The organism is Desulfovibrio piger, from assembly GCF_900116045.1.
In the GTDB taxonomy this organism is placed as follows: Bacteria; Desulfobacterota; Desulfovibrionia; order Desulfovibrionales; family Desulfovibrionaceae; genus Desulfovibrio; species Desulfovibrio piger_A.
The window spans coordinates 783,328-798,637 of sequence record NZ_LT630450.1 but is presented as its reverse complement, the minus strand read 5'-3'; the positions used below and the strand labels follow the sequence as shown (position 1 = coordinate 798,637).

Below are 15,310 nucleotides of genomic sequence, written 5' to 3'. Positions count from 1 at the left end.
GGCTAGGCGTCCTCCGCCTGGTCGTTCTCCGTCGGTGTCTCGACAGAAAACGAGAAGCGGTTGACATGGCGGAATACGGTCCTTTCCTGGCCGTTGGGGTCGCGTTTCACCTGCGGTACTTCCATGATGGCCAGCTTCAGCGCTTCGGCAACGGCCCTGGGGACCAGCACAGGCTCATCACGGTTGATGCGGTAGGCATAGCCGTTCACAGAGACCATCACCGGCGTGGAATCGTTGGGCTCGCTGTTGATGGTCAGCAGCACCTTTTCCTGCTGCCTGAGCTGGTGCATGGCCCGCTTTTCTTCCATGGCGGCCTGCATGGCGGCTGTTTTGCGCAGCGTCTTCACTTCTTGCGCAGCGGCCTTCTGTTCCTCCTCGGCTTTCTGCAGGGCCTGACGGGCCTCCGCAGTCTCTGCCCTGGCCGCCTCCAGTTCGGTGCGCAGCTTCTGCACATCATCGGAAGGGGTTTGGTCCTGAGTCTTGTTTTCAGCCATGATCGCCCTCCTACAGGCGGGTGACGGCCACTTCCACACGGGCCATCCACATGTCGTAAAGGATCTCGGCCGTGCGGTAGGCCTTCCAGCCCAGGCTGCCACGCTGGCCCAGCGGGTCACCACCACGCGGGGTATTGGGGTTCAGCGCCATGACATTCACAGGGGCCGCCCCTCTGGCCCGCTGGGCGGCAAAGGGCGTCACACCAAAGGCATTCTTGCCCAGGTAGAGGATGGGGTAGACATCGGCGCAGGCGCCTTCATTGCTTTCCACTTCCATCCCGCCTGCGGGAGCAGCACCGGCATCCAGCCACGGTTCCATGAGGTTGGTGGTCACATAGCGCACGTTCTCAACGGAGCCGACTTCCCCTTCCATGGGCTTGTACGAGCCGTACTTTTCCACGGGCACAAAGCCGGGCATGTTGCGGATGTCGGCTTCCACGTCCGTGTGGCAGACAGCCACATAGGATGGGGCAATGGAAAAGGTGGAGAAGTTGGCGCTGGCAGCCACCACATCGGTGATGGTGCGGGCTTCCTGCCGCTTGAGGGCGCGTGTCACACGGCGCTGCAAGGTCAGGGTCAGCGGCTCGTTTACGCCATCGCGGGTAGTTGCCTGGATGCCGCCCGTCTTGCCGGAGAAAAACACGTTGGTGCCGGCCAGCAGCTTGTTGGTCACCACTCGTTCCAGCATGATGGCGGACTGCTCTCCCAGGATGTCGGAGAACTCGACCCAGATGGGGTCTTCGATGGTGTCCGACAGCACGTCGGTGATCTCGATGTAGTCGCCGTACTGCTGGAGACGCGACACCACGTCGCGGAAAGTGGGTTTGGAAGCCGCTGGCGTCACGCCTTCCACAAGGGCCTTGGGGATGTTGTCCAGGGGCAGATAGCCGCGGAACTTGATCTCGTTGCCGTGATTCTTGGGGATGGGCTGCTGCTGGCCGAAGCGGGACAGCACGATAAGCGGCTGGGCACGCTTGAGCAGCTCACCGCAGACGAAGCCCGCAGTGCGGTAGGAAATATCCCCGGTACCGGTGATGGGCGGCATAGGTTATCCTCACTTGGACGAAAGGGAGAGGGACAGTCCGGCGTCGAAGTCGTCCTTGTCTCCGATGCCGGCCGGGGCTACGGTCCCGCCGCGTCCCGGTACCGCAAGGGCGCCCGTGGGGTCAGGCCTGCGGGCGTTGCGCTCATTCTTGAACTTGGCCAGGAGACTGCCGACTTCCTGCGGATCCTGGCTGTTGGTGAAAATGTCCATGAGCGGGGCGGCCTCCGCGTAGGGCTTGGCCTGGATCCACTGCAGGACGTCATTGCGGAAACGCATCTGGGCCGCCTGGTCTCCTCCGGTCAGCAGGGCATGGAAATCAGGGTGATCCTGCTTCATGACCTGCAGGAAGTGCTGCTGCCGGGCCGTGACAGCCTGTCGGGCCTGCTCCTGCCGCATGGTCTCACGCTCGGTGTCTTGCTGGCGGCGCATCATCACAAGGCTGGCATGGTCATAGGCAAGCTCCGCACCGTACTGCTCAAGCCTGTGACGCACGGCTTGCCCTGCCGGGCTGTCTTCCAGGGCCATCTTCGCTGCTTCGGGATCCATCTCCTGCAGACGCTCGTATTCGGCTTGCAGCTCTTCAGGCAGCTTGACCGCAGCAGGCTGTGCAGGCGCTGCCTCCGGTTCTGCCTTCTTTTCCTCTGCTGTCTGCTGGGGAGTACCGGCAGGGGACGGAGCAGGGGGCTCCTGCGGCATCGGGGCCGCTTCAGGGGCTTCAATGCCGGCAGGAACGCCTTGTGGAGCCGCTTCATGATGGGTACTTCCCCCTGCATCTTCGGGGTGCTGCGAGCTGTCCTCCGGCTGTTCATCGTCCTTCAGGGCTGCCGCAAGCCCTTCGGCGAAATGATCTTCCTCGCCCGGGATTCCCGTGGCGTCCTGCTGTTCCATGGGCTGCTGGCTCATCCTGGAACTCCTTGGTTAGTGTTGGTTACGGGTGAGAGCATCGAGGATTTCACGCGCCATTTGCGCTCGTCCCTGCGCTCGAAAAATGGCAATGCTGTCCGTGACGGATTCCAGTTCCTCACGCGCTTCACTCAGTTTTGCCTGCATGAGGGTGCATACGGCATATTCACTGGCGGCCCCGGCTTGGCGGATGTCTCGCAGAGACTTCCGGATCAGATCCCGCGTCGTCTGTGGCGTTTCACTCATGGCGCCACCCCCTGTGCGGTTGCTCCTGGAGCGCCTTGATGACCGGTCTGCTGAGGTCCAAGCTGGGCCAGCAGAATGATCATCTGGCGCTGTATTTCTTCCGGCGGCAGCCCCTGCTTCTGCAATTCCTGCGTCAGGGCCTGCACGTTGGCCTGGGCAGTGGCAGCCTGCATTTCCTGCTGGTTCCGCTGGGCTTCTTCCTTGCTGTAGAGGATGCGCTCCACAGGCAGGTCGGTCTGTTCAAAGGCCACTTCGAGCAGACCGCGTTCGTTGATGTGCGGTGAGAAGGCGGGGATCCCGAGCCACTGCATGATGCCGGGGATCTGCTGGGCCCTGACTTCCTTGGCGATGAGCGATTGCGAACCGCTGGCCACCACCTCGAAGTCGCCTTTGCAGTCTTCACGCGGCGACCACTGCATGAGCCAACGGTACATGGCGCGGATGAAGGGGCTGATGACGTTATCGTCGAACAGCTTGATGTGATCCTTGAGCAGGATGTTGCTGGCGCCCATGAGCATGGACAGGCCCGTAGCCGTTTTGCCCGCACCGCTCACGTTGCCGTCACCGGCATTGAAGCGCGGCGTGCTGATCTCGTCGGCACAGTTGGCCCAGAACTGCTGCTGGGTCAGATTCTCGGAAATACAGGACGGCACGTTGACCGCCTGGAAAGCTTGGGGCATGGTCACGCCGACCTTGTCAAAACGCAGCATGCCCCGGGCCATGGCTCCCTGCAGGTCGGCAGCGTCTTCCGCGCACAGGGCCTGCATGTTGAAGGCGAGAAAGGGGCTGGAAGCCATACCGGCATTATCCTGCATGGCGCGCACGGCGGCATTGATACCGGCCTGCGGCGAGCGGAGCAGGGAGGCGATGCCTTCCGGCCAGAAGGTGGAATCATCGCGGGAATACGGGTACCAGTAGTACGGGATATCCACGCCCTCGAGCGGGTTGACCATGGCCTTGATGACGGTGTTGTCACCGATCATCCAGACGTTGGAGCTGTAGACCCTGGCATCATCTCCTTCCGGGACGTCGGCCCCGGCATCACGCAGCTCCTTGCCGCTCAAAAATCCCCAGCGTTCCCAGACCCGGAAGCGCTTTTTGAGAGGGGCCGTCCCGGTACTTTCGCTATCCAGGTTGCGCAGGCTGGCTTCCCATGTCTCCAGGGTGGCGTCCCCGTCCTCGTGCTCGCGCAGATAACGCGCTATGGCCGAGCCGTCGAAACCGGGAAACGTCCTGAGCTCCAGCACGTCCTTGTCCGTCATCAGGTGACACTGCCAGACGTAGCGCAGTTCCGAAGGATCACGGGCATCGGGATCGGGGAAAACATCCCAGATGGGCACGGCCTCATGATAGGGGCGCAGTTCCTCGGCATAGACTTCTTCGGACCAGCACAGCTGCCCCGCCTCGTCTCGCGCACAGACATAGCGTTTGGTCTGGACCTTTTCGACCAGCGGCCCCTTGAGCACGCCCATGCCGTACAGGCAGGCATCGTGCACCACGCTGCGACAGTTCTGTGCCCAGGATGGACGCCGCTGCCCGTTGGCATTACATTCCTTCAGCAGGTCGTCGATGAGGGTCTCCATGCGTTTCGCGCGCTCACTGGCCACGCGCTGGACATTCTCCGGCGTATTGAGCTGGGCCGTGACCTGCTCATAGGCGGCCGCCATCATCTTTTGCATGGCCAGGTTGTCCGGGATGATGTGCCGTGCCTGCAACTGCTGCATCTGGGGCATCAGGATGGCCGCCATGCCGGCATTGACGTCATCAGCCATATCAGCAGCCAGGATGTCTGGAGGCAGCATGGGGTCAGGCGTGGCGTTGATGCTCCAGTTCTTGGTGCGCTGCGGGAAGAGCAGGTCCATAAGACGGGCCACCATGGTATTGATTTTACTGGTGGTCAGCCGGTAGTAGACACGGGAACGCTTGCTCCCCTTCAACGCCGCGGTGATCTCCGGCGCATAAACGCCCTTGTACTGGCGCAGGTCTTCCAGCCAGCGCAGCTCGTACAGGGTACGGGCCTTCTGGGCCTCGCCCAGCTCCTGCCCAAGCGTGACGCCCAGCACGTTGCGGTCAACGGCGGGTCGCGCTGCCGGAGCAGGAGAAGGGGATGTGGTGGAGGGAAGCATGGACATGGCAGCCTCTACTTGTCAGCGGGCAGGCATTCGTCGCCACGGAAGGGACATTGCTCGGCGTGGCGCTTGCGTGTTTCCGGGGGCATCCCTTTCCTGATGTCGTTGATGTCGTCAGGATTCATGAGGTCCACAACGGACAGCCCCAGACGCTTGAGGAACCACAGCTTGACGGTCTCTCCTCCCATGCCCGCGGCGGTCATGGATACGGCGATCTGCACTTCCGGCGTCACACCAGGGACGACCAGGGGCAGCAAAAGCGCACAGCTCACGGCCAGGGCTGTGGTTAGAATCGCGTTGAGTAGAACCGTGACGGCCTTCTGGGCCATGGTTCTCTGTTTATATCCGCGCTTGACCTGTCTGGCTGCCGATGCCACGGCCACAGCGCCGGCAATGAGCACCAGCGGCCAAGTGCCTTTCACGACACCAATGTATTCCGCCGCGTGTTCCGCGCTGTCTTTTCCGAACTGGTTCACAGTCCATTCTCCCCCGTCACATCGTGGATCCATGTTGCCAGGTGTCCGGCATCATCGCTGTCCATCCACAGGCCCATCGTTCCGTTCAGGCTGGCCCGTTGCAGGCTGGGCAGTACCGGCAGTGCCGGTATGTCCCGGGTTGAGCTGGTCGAGCAGCACCCCGGCGCCGTCATCAGCCACACGGCGGCGAAAATCAGCAGCACTGGCCGCATCCAGCTTTTCCAGCAGATGCAGCCCCATCTGCAGCAATGCGAGGAGGATGGATGCCAGGGACTGCACATTACTTTCCTTTGACAGCCTTGACGGCGTCCTGGACTTCCGCGCTCTTGCCATCGGCCACAGCGCCCTTGTTCTGGCCAAAATGGGCGGCCATGGAGTGCACGAGGGCGTAGACGGTGGCATACAGACCGGTGGTCGCACTGGGGACAGGCATCCAGATGGTGGCCACGGCGCAGATGCCGCAGAGCGAGGTCAGCACGGAGACCACGACGGCGACCCAGGTCGCGTCGGGGTTCTGGCTGGCGAATTCGGTCAGGGCCGAAAAAACGAAACTGATGTCCATATGCTGGTCTCCTTACTTTGATTCGAGCAGGAACTTTTCCAGGGCATCGGCCCGGTTGAGCCAGCCCTCCAGGAAAACGGCCTGCGAAGGATCGTCGCGGGCCAGCTCCTCGTAGAAAATGCGGCGCGCCTGGATGACGGCCCTGATCAGGGCGTCCGTGTCACAGGCCAGGGCGGCCCGTGTCTTGGGGCCAAGGATACCGTCCACGTCGAGTGCCACATTGCTGCCGCGTGCGCAGGCGTTGAAGCCGCGCTGGGCCAGCCTGACGGACTGGGCACAGCCGCTGTTGACGGCGGCGTCATACAGGGCGCAGGCAGGCCGGAACGGCATGTCATCCAGACGCAGCCGGTCCCAGAACTCGCGCTTGAACATGGCCCGGGCCATATCAGGCGTCACGGAACGCATGGATGCCTTGTTGACGGGCAGGCGGAAGCCGATGCGCTGCAAAAAGTCGCGGCCCTGCTGGGTCGCGGCGATGCCCTTCACGAACTTGAGCGAGGCCCCGTAGGCCGTCAGGCCGCCATTGTCGGCAGGGTGGTCGGAAAAGCCGCCCTCCCAATGGGCGGTGAAGGCATGAGCGCGGGAAAAACTGTTGTCGTTGTCAGGCATGAAAAAACGCCTCCGGTTTTGCCGGAAGCGTAGCACGGGCTTTTGCCCTGTTGGGAGCTGTAAGGGGGCTGCAGGGGGGCTGCAGGGGGGCTGGAAGGGGGTTGACAGGTTTTTGCCACCCCGTCAATTTACTGCAAGGCAGTGAACGTAAAACAGAACGTGAGATCCCATGCGTGTCCGTACCCATCCCGGCGAGGTCCTGCTGGAAGAGTTCCTGATTCCGCTGCATATCAGCCCGCATGCGCTGGCACTGGCCCTTGGCGTCCCGCCGACGCGCATCGCGGATATCGTCCACCAGCGTCGTGGCATCAGCGCAGATACGGCGGCCCGTCTTGCCCGCTATTTCGGAACCAGCGCCTCCTTCTGGTGCAACTTGCAAAGCGCCTATGACGTCTCCGTGGTGGAATCCTCCCGGCAGGCGGAGCTTTGCCGCATCGTCCCCCATGCTTCGGCGGGAGCAGTGGCGCAGGCATGAGCTCTGCCCAGACGCCAGTCCTGCAGGGCCGCCACTTCCGCGCTGTAGCGCATCCGTGACCCGCTGCCTTCCACGGCAATGGGAGCGCCTGCCGCCGCCCATTGTTTGACCACGCTGTCGCCCACGCCAAAGGCCTCGCAGATCTCGGTCATGGATTTGAGGACCTTGGGGATATACACCACAGCCATCTCAATACCCTCCCAGGCTGTCGGCCGGTCCGCCGGGCGTTCCGTGGCCATATCCGCGCCACTCCGGCATGGGTTGCATGTCGAGGGCTTCCAGCGCCCAGCACAGGGCGCAGACGGCCGGCCATTGGATCATGGCTGCCGTCATGCTGCCCGCGGCAGCGGTCGAGGCCAGTCCCGCCTCGGCAGGAACCGAGCTGGTGCTGCTGAAATGCAGGGTCTTGTCCCCCACGATCCGTGTTTGCACCAGGGAGAGGTAGTAGGGCAGCAGGCCTTCTCCTTTACCGTGCCAGCGCAAGGGCGGCTCGGTACGCAGAGGGGGCTTGCGCTCCTCCCGCCGGCGGTCGTTCTCCACGTCGATCAGCAGGATGCGGTCATCATCCTCGGGGGTGATGATGCGCGGCGTCCCGTGCTGGAACTGGAAGCGTTCCGCGGTGCGCAACAAGGCGGCCGGGTCATCGCTGCGCTGCTCCGCCAGCAAAAAGACGTGCCGCGGCGTTCCTATGCATGTGGGCCGGTGGCGCAGCTCCCCCAGCACCAGGACGCAGCCGGGCAGGGGGTGCCATGGCCAGGCCAGGGCACAGACCGTGCGGCGGTACTGCTGTCCCGTTCGATCCTGCAAATAATGTTCACCGGTGATGTAATCCGTCAGTCGTCGCAGCATGTTAGCTCCAGTCAGCACCGGCCAGCATGCCGCCGGTGGGCATAAGCAGGGTATCGATGGCATCCACCACCGTATCCACCTGGTCGTCATGGGCATGGGTCATGGCCGGCGAAAAGGCGCACAGCTCCGCGATGAGAGCGTCCGCCCATGGCTGGTCATCAGGAATGTATAGCCGCCCCCCGGCCACATAGGGCAGCACGTCATTGGCGCGGCTCACCTTGTCCCGGTTGCGCTGCACCGCGATGACGGGGATGGACGTCTGCGCCCGAAGGGTCTGTATCAGGCCGGTACCGCTGGCTTTGTCCTCGATATGGCATCCAGTGAATCGCAAAGGATTGCTGATACGGTGCGGCTTGTGCCGCTCCCAGAAGGACTTGGCCCGTTCCAGCAGGACCGGTGCCGTCCATTTCCCCCTGTCCAGGTCCAGGATATATACGTCCCTGTCGTCCGTAGCCGCGTAGAGCAGCACGGAATAGTCGTTCTTCTCGCCTTCCTTCATGGCCGTGTCACAGAATATCCCGGCCCGCACCAATCCCTCCGGCCTGCCGCGGAAGCGCTGGATCATGTCCCGCTTGAACATGACACCGCCCAGCGAGGTAGGGCGCTGCTGGTACTGGGCCGCGAACGTGAACGGATCCTTCTCCCGCAGCTCTTGCAGGGAGGCCAGGCTCTCCTTCTCCGGCCAGTAGCTCCGCTCTTTGTCGGTGTCTTCGTCCAGTACGGCCTGGATCTCCAGATGCGTGAAGTCCAGAGCGTAATCTCCGGCCAGGGCGTGTCCCGCGGGGTCGTCTTCGTGGAGCCGCTGCATGATGAGAATGACGGGCGTATGCTCCGTGCTGGCACGACGGCTGCGTATGGTGCCCGTGATCTTGCGGTTGGCCGCCTCGCGTTTGGCATCGCTCCACACGTCGTCGGCTTTGAGCGGATCGTCGATGATGATGGCGCCGGAAAATCCTGGCCGGATGTAGCCGGCACGAAAGCCCGTCACCTGGCCGCCGGTGGACGTGGCATAGACCCCGCCAGCCGTCCTGCCGCCCACGTCGATGTTCCAGCGGCTCTTGGCACGCGTATCCGGTCTGATCCGGCGCGGCCAGAGGCTCTGGAACTCGTCCAGCTCGATGATTTCTTTCACCGTAGCCGAATTGAGGGCGGCCAGCTCCGCCGCTCCTGAGAGGTGCAGAAAGCGGCAGTGTGGCGAACGGGCGAAACACCAGGCCATGAAGTGGATCACGGCCAGTTCGGTCTTGGTCCCCCCGGGCGGCATGGTGATGATCAGGTTGTGGATCTCGCCCCGGTACACGGCCATGAGGGCGTCCACGATCCTGGCATGATGCCAGTTGACCAGGAACGGCTGGGCCATGCGTGCACGGAACATGAGCGCCGTGAAGGTCAGCAGGTCCTGTTCACAGGCCAGGCGCAGGGCCTCTCGCTCCGCTGTGGATGCTTTGGCAAACAGCACGGGCCTACTCCTCGTCCCCATCCAGGGTACCGGCAAGGACGGCCCGCACGACGGTATCAGCGGCCGGTGGAGCAGGGGGCAGAGGAGCCGCGGCAGCCTGTGCCTGGGCATGCTGCTGCACGTTGACCGTGGTATGCTGCCCCTTGTCCACCTGCGGCATTACATTGCGCGCCGCGCGGGACAGCAGCTCCAGCTCCGCGGGGCTCTCCGCCGCCCTGGTCATGGCCGTGCCCTTCATGGCCACGGCCCGGGCAAAGTTCAGGGCGGCCCCTTCCGTCCGCAGGCGTTCCTGCACCACCTCCTGCAAGGTAAGCTGAAAACGCAACGGCAGCTCTTGCATTTGCGTTTCCACGGCCTGCATTTCCTTGGCAGCCGCCACCTTGCGTTCCACAAGGTCTTGCATTTTCCCTTGCGTCCAGCCTTCGGCCCTTGCACGGCGCGAGACACTGGAGGTGGCCACGCCAAAAGCCTTTGCCACTTCTCCCAGGCTCACGCCGTGGACCTCATATTCGGCACGGGCCTGCTCCCATTGTTCCGCAGACAGACGGGCCATCAGAAGACCTCAAGCATGCGCACGGGGATCTCCTCCCGCAGCGGGTCGTCGTCGCAGGGATAGACCCTGTATGTGATATAGGGCTTTTTGCCCCTGACGATGGCATGGCGCGAGATCGCCAGCTCCTGACGGTCATGGTGTGTGAAGATCTGGCAGGCCTGGTCGAGGCCGCTTTTTGCCTTGTCGAGTGTGCCTTGAAGGCTCTTCTGGAGATGGACACGGACTTCAACGAACATACGGGGCTTCCTCAGTTTTTTCATGTTTCCAGGCGCCGAAGCGCTCTATTTCCCAAACGCCGCCTCTGGCCCTGACCGCAAGGAAGCGGAACCAGGGATGCTGTTCCGCGGCCACCTTGATCTTGACCCTGGCGTCGTCTTCCCAGTGGCCTTTGACCTCATGCAGCTCCATGGCTCCATCGGCGCCGATGACGAGGAAGTCCGGCGTGTAGAAGGTCGCGGCAGCTAGGCGCAATTTCACGGGTTCATAGGCCCAGCCCAGGATCGTCCCGGCCCGTTTGAGCGCTTCCAGGTGGGCGGCGTACAGGCGCTCCGTCTTGTTCATGCCCTCGCCCTTGTACGAACGGCCCGGGCCGGGTATGCGTGCTTTCCCGTACATAGCATTCTCCTCCTACCAGTTCTCGGCCGGGGCCGCGTCCTGCCGCTCCCGCGCCGGGATATGCCGCATCCTGCGGGCATCCTGCCGCATATCCACGCCCACGCGCATCTGCGGCCTTGGCGTGCCGGTATCCAGTCCCGCAGGCCACAGGCAGCCGTAGCCGCGCCAGCGGTCATAGGCCACGGGGCCGCCCTTGAAATCCGGCGGCATGATGTCCACCCCGGCCTCGCGCATGGCCTTGAGGTCCGCCGGGACCCGGCTGCCGTCGGCGGGTGTCTGGCAGTACGGGCAGGGCACGACAAAGGTGTGCCACCTCTCCTTTTCCGGCTCCTGGGCCCAGCAGTGGAACACGGCCTGATCCTGGCAATGCGGGCAGTGCTCACGGACGATGCGGCCGGGATTCTGGCTCTTCCATGTCCCCCAGGCGTCCATGAGCGCCTTGCCCACGTTGCGGGGCAACTCGTCCCGGCCGCAAAGCTGGTCGGCCAGGAAAGGCGCGGCCTCGTCGGGAACATCACGCACTTTGTCCCAGATCACGACTTTCACGTCGCCCACAGGGGCCGTCCGTCCGAAGGTCGCGTAGACCTGCCGGACAAGCTCATCGAATTTTTCCAGCCTCATTGCGCCACCCCCCAGGGAAAGTTTTGCCGCGCCCGCCGCTCCGCCGCTTCGCGGGCCTCACGCCGCGAAGCATCCATGCGGGCCAGAAGATCGTCGCCGGTGTCCTGTCGTGGCTGTTGCGGTTCGACATAGGGTTGATCCTCCCAGCCCTTGCCGTGCAGCCACTTGGCCATGCGGGGGACTTTGCCGCGCCTCCAGCGGCTGTCGCTGGCAATCATGGCAGCGATGGCCTCCCGGATGGCATAGCTCGGCGCCAGCGTCCCGTTGCCATGCAGGCGCATCCACTCGCGCCAGGCTTCCTCCTGCCCCTGCTTCACGGGCCAGAGTTCCCAGCAGCTCAGAAATGCTGTCCATTCCGGGTGGCCCTTGCTGGGCGCGTCGGTCTTGGCAGGCGCATCCCTTCCGGCAGAGGAGGGCTTTTCCCCCTCCTCCCCGCATGCTCCCCCCTGTGGGGGGGTAAGGGGGGGGATATCAGGATCAGGAATAGGATCAGGAATAGGAATAGGGGCATTGCGTTCGGCATGGTTGGGCATATGCTGGTTCATGCTGCCCGCATTGCTCGCAGCATGCTGGCAGCATGCGTCAGCATCATGCGCAGCATGCAGGTCGCATACAGCGGCATTGCTTGCGGCATCGTCCGGCTTTTCCTGCCGCATGCCGCGCTTGTTGCGCCAGCGCGTTTCAGCAGCGGCCCGCGCCTGCTCCCGTCTGCTTTCGGCTTTGCTGACGTATGCCTGCCGCTCTTCCCAGCCATGCAGGGCGTATGTGTCTTCACCGGAGCATCCCGGAGAGCATTCCATCCACCCGCCGGACAAGAGCAGCTCCACGAATTTTCCCGGCTCTCCCTGCCAGTCGGCGGCGATCTCGATGTCGTCGGCGTCCATGCCGTGCAGCAAGCCGTCCGTCCGCTCCTGCGCGCAAAAACACCACAGGATCTGCAGGCTGCGCACGGCGTCCAGGCCGCCCTTGCGGATCAGTTTGACGGTCTTTGGATGCCGCCAGAAATTCGTCGATAAACGGATGTCGTCTGCCATATCACTTTCTCCCCCAGCGCCAGCTGGCGTAGCTCTCAAGGCCGTTGAAGAATCGCCGGCGCACCGCCGGCGGACACTCGGATTCCAGCACCCAGGTCTCGATAAAGTCGTTTTCGCTCAGCTCCTGGATCTCTCCCGTCTCGGGCAGGTTGACCTGCCACCGGCGCCGGGGCAGGGGAGAGGCATAAGCAAGCTGGTACGGCCTGGTCACCGTGATGGCGCGCTGGGCAGAATTGGGGAGTGACGTCTGCATGTGGTTCCCTCCTACCGTTGAAATATCTTCTTCCACCACGGAGTCGTGGCGGGCTCCTGCCGCAGGCTGAACAGCGGCTCCGCTTCTGTGATGTCGCTGGCGCTGGCCAGTTCCAGCAGCATGTCCTGGAGATGCTGGCAGTCCAGCACCACGTCCTGGAGCAGGCTGCGCAGCTCGCGGGCCCGGAAGGGTGTGATGCCGCTGCCCTCAGTATTGGCCAGCGTGCGCTGCACATCGCCCAGGCTGGCAGCGGCGCGCGCCGCCGCGGTCAGCACTTCGGCCCGGCTCGTGGCCTGTTCCACCCGCTTCTTGCTGCTAATCTGGGCCTGGAGCCATTGGAGCAGCACGTCATTGTGCATGGCACGGCACAGGGCGGGGATCTTGTCCAGGCCGGGGAAGTAGTCGTCAGAATCCATGGCCAGGTAGCGGCGCACGGCGGCGGGCCTGATACCGGCTGCCGCCGCGATTTCTTCCGCCGTCATGCCGGAAACGTCCTTGGCGTGACGGATGGCCTCTGTGGCCGTCATGGTGGGATAGTCAGGCATGGTAGTGCTTCTCTTTGGCGTTTATGCAGCCGCCCGGGAGCATTGCTCCCGGCGGCTGTCCTCCTGTAAGGTTGGGATCACCACATCCATTATCCAAATCAGGAGGAAATCTTATGGGTCTTATTCCTTCCTCAACGTCGCCTGAACAACAAATTGCTAAGCTTCAGGCTGAATTGCGTGACGCCAACACTCGAATTACCCAGCTTGAGATTCTGACGAGCCAGATCCGTAAGACGCTTGAAGCAAAGGGGATTCATATTCTGCCTCGCAAACCTGCAAGTCGCTGAAGCTGACCTCGACATCCACGTTTTCGATCTTGAGCAGGGCGGAGAGAGCCCTTCGGATTTGTTCCTGAACGTCAAACAGGTCTTCCAGACGTTCGGTCCGGCACCAGGCAAAAGCGTGGACATTCATGTAGCACGCGTACCCTTGGGGGATGTCTCCGCCCTGTTCGTCCTTGTCTCTTTGGTCTTTCATGGGACTGATCCTTTCTTGCGCCCCAAAGGGGGCAATTACCGGAAGATATGAACGGTTACCCCCTGGGGGGCAGTCAGGCAGTCTGGCAGCATGATGCTACGCAGTTTCCGCCGCCCTTTTCCGAAACAGGTTCACGAAGTAGATCTGGCCCCGGCCCGTCACCTTGGGCGTGCGGGTAATGTGGCATTCCCCGCCGGAGCCGATGCGCGTCCCTTCCTTGATCTCCATCCAGCCCGCGTCGATGCAGCGCTGCGTGGGCATGTTCCTGGCGCTGCCGCTCTTGTGCAGATAGCCGTGGGCGCGCAGCCAGTCGAAAAAGCGGTTCTGGCCCATCTCATAGCCCGTGGCCTGCTTGATGAGCTTGGCCATCTCGCCCACGAGGATGGAGGTCTTCGCCACCTCGATGGATTCCGCAAACACCACCTTGGGCCGGTCGGCCGCGGCCTGTGCTTCCAGCGCCTGCCGCTTTTCCCGCTCCGCCTTGAGGTTTGTAGCCAGCCGGATCAGGGTGTCCGGGTTCAGCAGCGCCTCCTCCAGCCTGGCGGGCGTCAGGTAGGCGCCGTGGCGCCGGATGCTGGGCATCACGTCCCCGGCTACCCACATCTGGTAGGGGAGGGCGGCCGCTTTGTCGGAACGGGCAAGGAAGAAGTAGAGCCCCTGCTCGGAGATGATGAGCATCTCCTGCTCGCCACCGGGGGTCATAATCCAATTACGACCCTTCCATTCATCCGGGACATGCCCGAAAAGGTTGTTGAGTTGACGAAGGGAACTTTCCGGGTAGCCCAGCGCCCGAGCCACATCCTTGGCCACGAACCAGGGGTCACCGTTTACATCCACGACGCGCACAGCGCCGAATTCGGCGTTCCTGAAGATCTGCATTTCACTCATACCGCCTCCTTCGCCGGGGCAGGGCTGGAACTCGTGTTCTCCTCCGGCGGCCAGAGGTCGGGACGGAGCTCGGACAGGGGGATGCCCAGCCCTTGAGCGTATTTCACAGCCGATTCTGCCGAAATGAGTCTGCTCCCTTTGCAGTGCTGAAGCACTGTTGATCGGGAGCGAATAGAGCAGCGGTCGGCAATTTCCTGAAATGACAGTCCACTGACCAATCGGAAGTGTTCGATGGCATTTTTCATGGGGATATGTTCACACATGTGGACATTTAGCGCAACATATAATTCTTGCGTTTCTTGCCGTGAACGCAAGCCTAGCCTACGAAATCAAGATGGATAAATGGGAATATACCGCACAAATGGCGTGGCAGGCGATACTCTCCAAGGTTCAAGCCATGAAGAGTGAGGGGAAAACGCTCCAACAAATTGCTGATATCATCGGCGTAAAAAATCGTTCTCTCATAGGCGAATGGCTCAATGGCAACAGAGAAGCTGCCAATGCTCCTTTTTCCAACTTGATGGGATACTTGGAACGCCTTGGCCTCGATTACCAAGATTTTTTTCCTGTCCGGACACCAGAAATCCGCAGGGTCTCAAGCCATGCCCCGACGGAGAAGGTCCAGGGAAAAAATCTGCAGGAGCTTTCCGTCTATGATGTTGCCGGAGCTGGCCCGGCCATCGACGTTGCCGAGCTGACACCGCTCTTCTCTGTCTACGCGCCTCCCAGCTATCTGCGCCAAGCTGATTTTGCCATCCTGGTGGATGGGCACAGCATGGAGCCCTTAATCCCACATCGCTCTGTTGTGGGGGTCAAAAAGGATGCTCCCTTTGTCGCCAATGAACTCTACGCGGCGCGCATCCCCTATGAAGGGATGGTGGTCAAGCGTATCGGCGTTGATCGCCAGAAAAACGAGTTCGTGTTCAAGTCTGAAAACCCCAACAAGGAATCCTATCCAGATTTCCGCTTGGGTATCGCTGAAGCAGAACAAATCATTGTAGGGCGCGTTGTCTGGGTCATGTGGGGGTACTAATTCTTCAAAGTCTTGGCCCCAAGTCTAATACACTGTAATCTGGG

At 62.3% G+C, this 15,310-nt stretch carries 22 protein-coding genes; 2 read left to right on the top strand and 20 right to left on the bottom strand.

All coding sequences use genetic code 11. The features are described from left to right. Positions 1-2: 2 nt before the first annotated feature. The 9 genes from DESPIGER_RS03910 to DESPIGER_RS03870 all read right to left on the bottom strand — a co-directional run bounded on the left by DESPIGER_RS03910 (position 3) and on the right by DESPIGER_RS03870 (position 6,464). Positions 3-494: a hypothetical protein gene (locus DESPIGER_RS03910; RefSeq protein ID WP_072333319.1), complete on the bottom strand. Its 492-nt coding sequence runs from the start codon at positions 492-494 to the stop codon at positions 3-5. Positions 495-504: 10 nt separating this feature from the next. Further along, positions 505-1,539 carry a N4-gp56 family major capsid protein gene (locus DESPIGER_RS03905; protein ID WP_072333316.1) on the bottom strand — a complete coding sequence of 345 codons (1,035 nt, stop codon included), beginning with the start codon at positions 1,537-1,539 and terminating at the stop codon, positions 505-507. Positions 1,540-1,548: 9 nt separating this feature from the next. Continuing rightward, positions 1,549-2,442: a hypothetical protein gene (locus DESPIGER_RS03900; protein ID WP_072333313.1), complete on the bottom strand. Its 894-nt coding sequence runs from the start codon at positions 2,440-2,442 to the stop codon at positions 1,549-1,551. A gap of 15 nt (positions 2,443-2,457) precedes the next feature. Continuing rightward, a complete protein-coding gene (locus tag DESPIGER_RS03895; RefSeq protein WP_072333310.1) occupies positions 2,458-2,688 on the bottom strand; it encodes a hypothetical protein in 231 nt (76 codons plus the stop codon). Further along, positions 2,685-4,820 (bottom strand): hypothetical protein, encoded by a 2,136-nt coding sequence (locus DESPIGER_RS03890; RefSeq protein ID WP_072333307.1) that lies wholly within the window; start codon positions 4,818-4,820, stop codon positions 2,685-2,687. Before DESPIGER_RS03890 ends, DESPIGER_RS03895 begins: the two co-directional genes overlap by 4 nt. An 8-nt stretch (positions 4,821-4,828) precedes the next feature. Next, a complete protein-coding gene (locus tag DESPIGER_RS03885; protein WP_156831629.1) occupies positions 4,829-5,146 on the bottom strand; it encodes a hypothetical protein in 318 nt (105 codons plus the stop codon). Positions 5,147-5,344: 198 nt separating this feature from the next. After that, positions 5,345-5,572 (bottom strand): hypothetical protein, encoded by a 228-nt coding sequence (locus tag DESPIGER_RS03880; RefSeq protein WP_072333301.1) that lies wholly within the window; start codon positions 5,570-5,572, stop codon positions 5,345-5,347. Position 5,573: 1 nt separating this feature from the next. Further along, positions 5,574-5,855: an RNA-binding protein gene (locus DESPIGER_RS03875; RefSeq protein WP_072333298.1), complete on the bottom strand. Its 282-nt coding sequence runs from the start codon at positions 5,853-5,855 to the stop codon at positions 5,574-5,576. A 12-nt stretch (positions 5,856-5,867) separates the two neighbouring features. Beyond that, on the bottom strand, positions 5,868-6,464 hold the full coding sequence (locus DESPIGER_RS03870; RefSeq protein WP_072333295.1) for a glycoside hydrolase family 108 protein: 597 nt from the start codon (positions 6,462-6,464) through the stop codon (positions 5,868-5,870). A gap of 169 nt (positions 6,465-6,633) precedes the next feature. On the opposite strand from DESPIGER_RS03870, the gene DESPIGER_RS03865 reads away from it, so the two are divergent. After that, a complete protein-coding gene (locus tag DESPIGER_RS03865) occupies positions 6,634-6,939 on the top strand; it encodes a HigA family addiction module antitoxin (protein WP_072333291.1) in 306 nt (101 codons plus the stop codon). 189 nt (positions 6,940-7,128) lie between these two features. Here DESPIGER_RS03865 and DESPIGER_RS03860 read toward each other — a convergent pair whose 3' ends face one another. The 11 genes from DESPIGER_RS03860 to DESPIGER_RS03810 all read right to left on the bottom strand — a co-directional run bounded on the left by DESPIGER_RS03860 (position 7,129) and on the right by DESPIGER_RS03810 (position 14,233). Next, positions 7,129-7,788 (bottom strand): hypothetical protein, encoded by a 660-nt coding sequence (locus DESPIGER_RS03860; RefSeq protein ID WP_072333288.1) that lies wholly within the window; start codon positions 7,786-7,788, stop codon positions 7,129-7,131. Position 7,789: 1 nt separating this feature from the next. Next, positions 7,790-9,247, bottom strand: coding sequence for a phage terminase large subunit (gene terL / locus DESPIGER_RS03855; RefSeq protein ID WP_083575281.1), 1,458 nt, complete (start codon positions 9,245-9,247; stop codon positions 7,790-7,792). A gap of 4 nt (positions 9,248-9,251) precedes the next feature. Then, positions 9,252-9,800 (bottom strand): hypothetical protein, encoded by a 549-nt coding sequence (locus DESPIGER_RS03850; RefSeq protein ID WP_072333282.1) that lies wholly within the window; start codon positions 9,798-9,800, stop codon positions 9,252-9,254. Continuing rightward, positions 9,800-10,036 carry a hypothetical protein gene (locus DESPIGER_RS03845; RefSeq protein ID WP_072333279.1) on the bottom strand — a complete coding sequence of 79 codons (237 nt, stop codon included), beginning with the start codon at positions 10,034-10,036 and terminating at the stop codon, positions 9,800-9,802. The genes DESPIGER_RS03850 and DESPIGER_RS03845 overlap by 1 nt, the downstream gene beginning before the upstream one ends. Further along, a complete protein-coding gene (locus DESPIGER_RS03840; RefSeq protein WP_072333276.1) occupies positions 10,026-10,415 on the bottom strand; it encodes a DUF1064 domain-containing protein in 390 nt (129 codons plus the stop codon). The genes DESPIGER_RS03845 and DESPIGER_RS03840 overlap by 11 nt, the downstream gene beginning before the upstream one ends. Before the next feature lie 12 nt (positions 10,416-10,427). Beyond that, positions 10,428-11,036, bottom strand: a complete 609-nt coding sequence (locus DESPIGER_RS03835) for a hypothetical protein (protein WP_072333273.1) — start codon at positions 11,034-11,036, stop codon at positions 10,428-10,430. Next, a complete protein-coding gene (locus tag DESPIGER_RS03830) occupies positions 11,033-12,070 on the bottom strand; it encodes a hypothetical protein (RefSeq protein ID WP_072333270.1) in 1,038 nt (345 codons plus the stop codon). Before DESPIGER_RS03830 ends, DESPIGER_RS03835 begins: the two co-directional genes overlap by 4 nt. A gap of 1 nt (position 12,071) precedes the next feature. Beyond that, positions 12,072-12,323 carry a hypothetical protein gene (locus DESPIGER_RS03825; protein ID WP_072333267.1) on the bottom strand — a complete coding sequence of 84 codons (252 nt, stop codon included), beginning with the start codon at positions 12,321-12,323 and terminating at the stop codon, positions 12,072-12,074. 11 nt (positions 12,324-12,334) lie between these two features. Further along, positions 12,335-12,868, bottom strand: a complete 534-nt coding sequence (locus DESPIGER_RS03820) for a phage regulatory CII family protein (RefSeq protein ID WP_072333264.1) — start codon at positions 12,866-12,868, stop codon at positions 12,335-12,337. 195 nt (positions 12,869-13,063) lie between these two features. Beyond that, positions 13,064-13,345: a hypothetical protein gene (locus DESPIGER_RS03815; protein WP_072333262.1), complete on the bottom strand. Its 282-nt coding sequence runs from the start codon at positions 13,343-13,345 to the stop codon at positions 13,064-13,066. Positions 13,346-13,441: 96 nt separating this feature from the next. Then, positions 13,442-14,233: a phage antirepressor KilAC domain-containing protein gene (locus DESPIGER_RS03810; protein ID WP_083575280.1), complete on the bottom strand. Its 792-nt coding sequence runs from the start codon at positions 14,231-14,233 to the stop codon at positions 13,442-13,444. Positions 14,234-14,567: 334 nt separating this feature from the next. Between DESPIGER_RS03810 and DESPIGER_RS03805 the strand changes: the two genes are divergently transcribed. Then, the gene (locus DESPIGER_RS03805; protein ID WP_083575279.1) at positions 14,568-15,266 is read left to right on the top strand and encodes a S24 family peptidase; all 699 of its coding nucleotides are present in this window, start codon (positions 14,568-14,570) and stop codon (positions 15,264-15,266) included. Positions 15,267-15,310 lie beyond the last annotated feature (44 nt).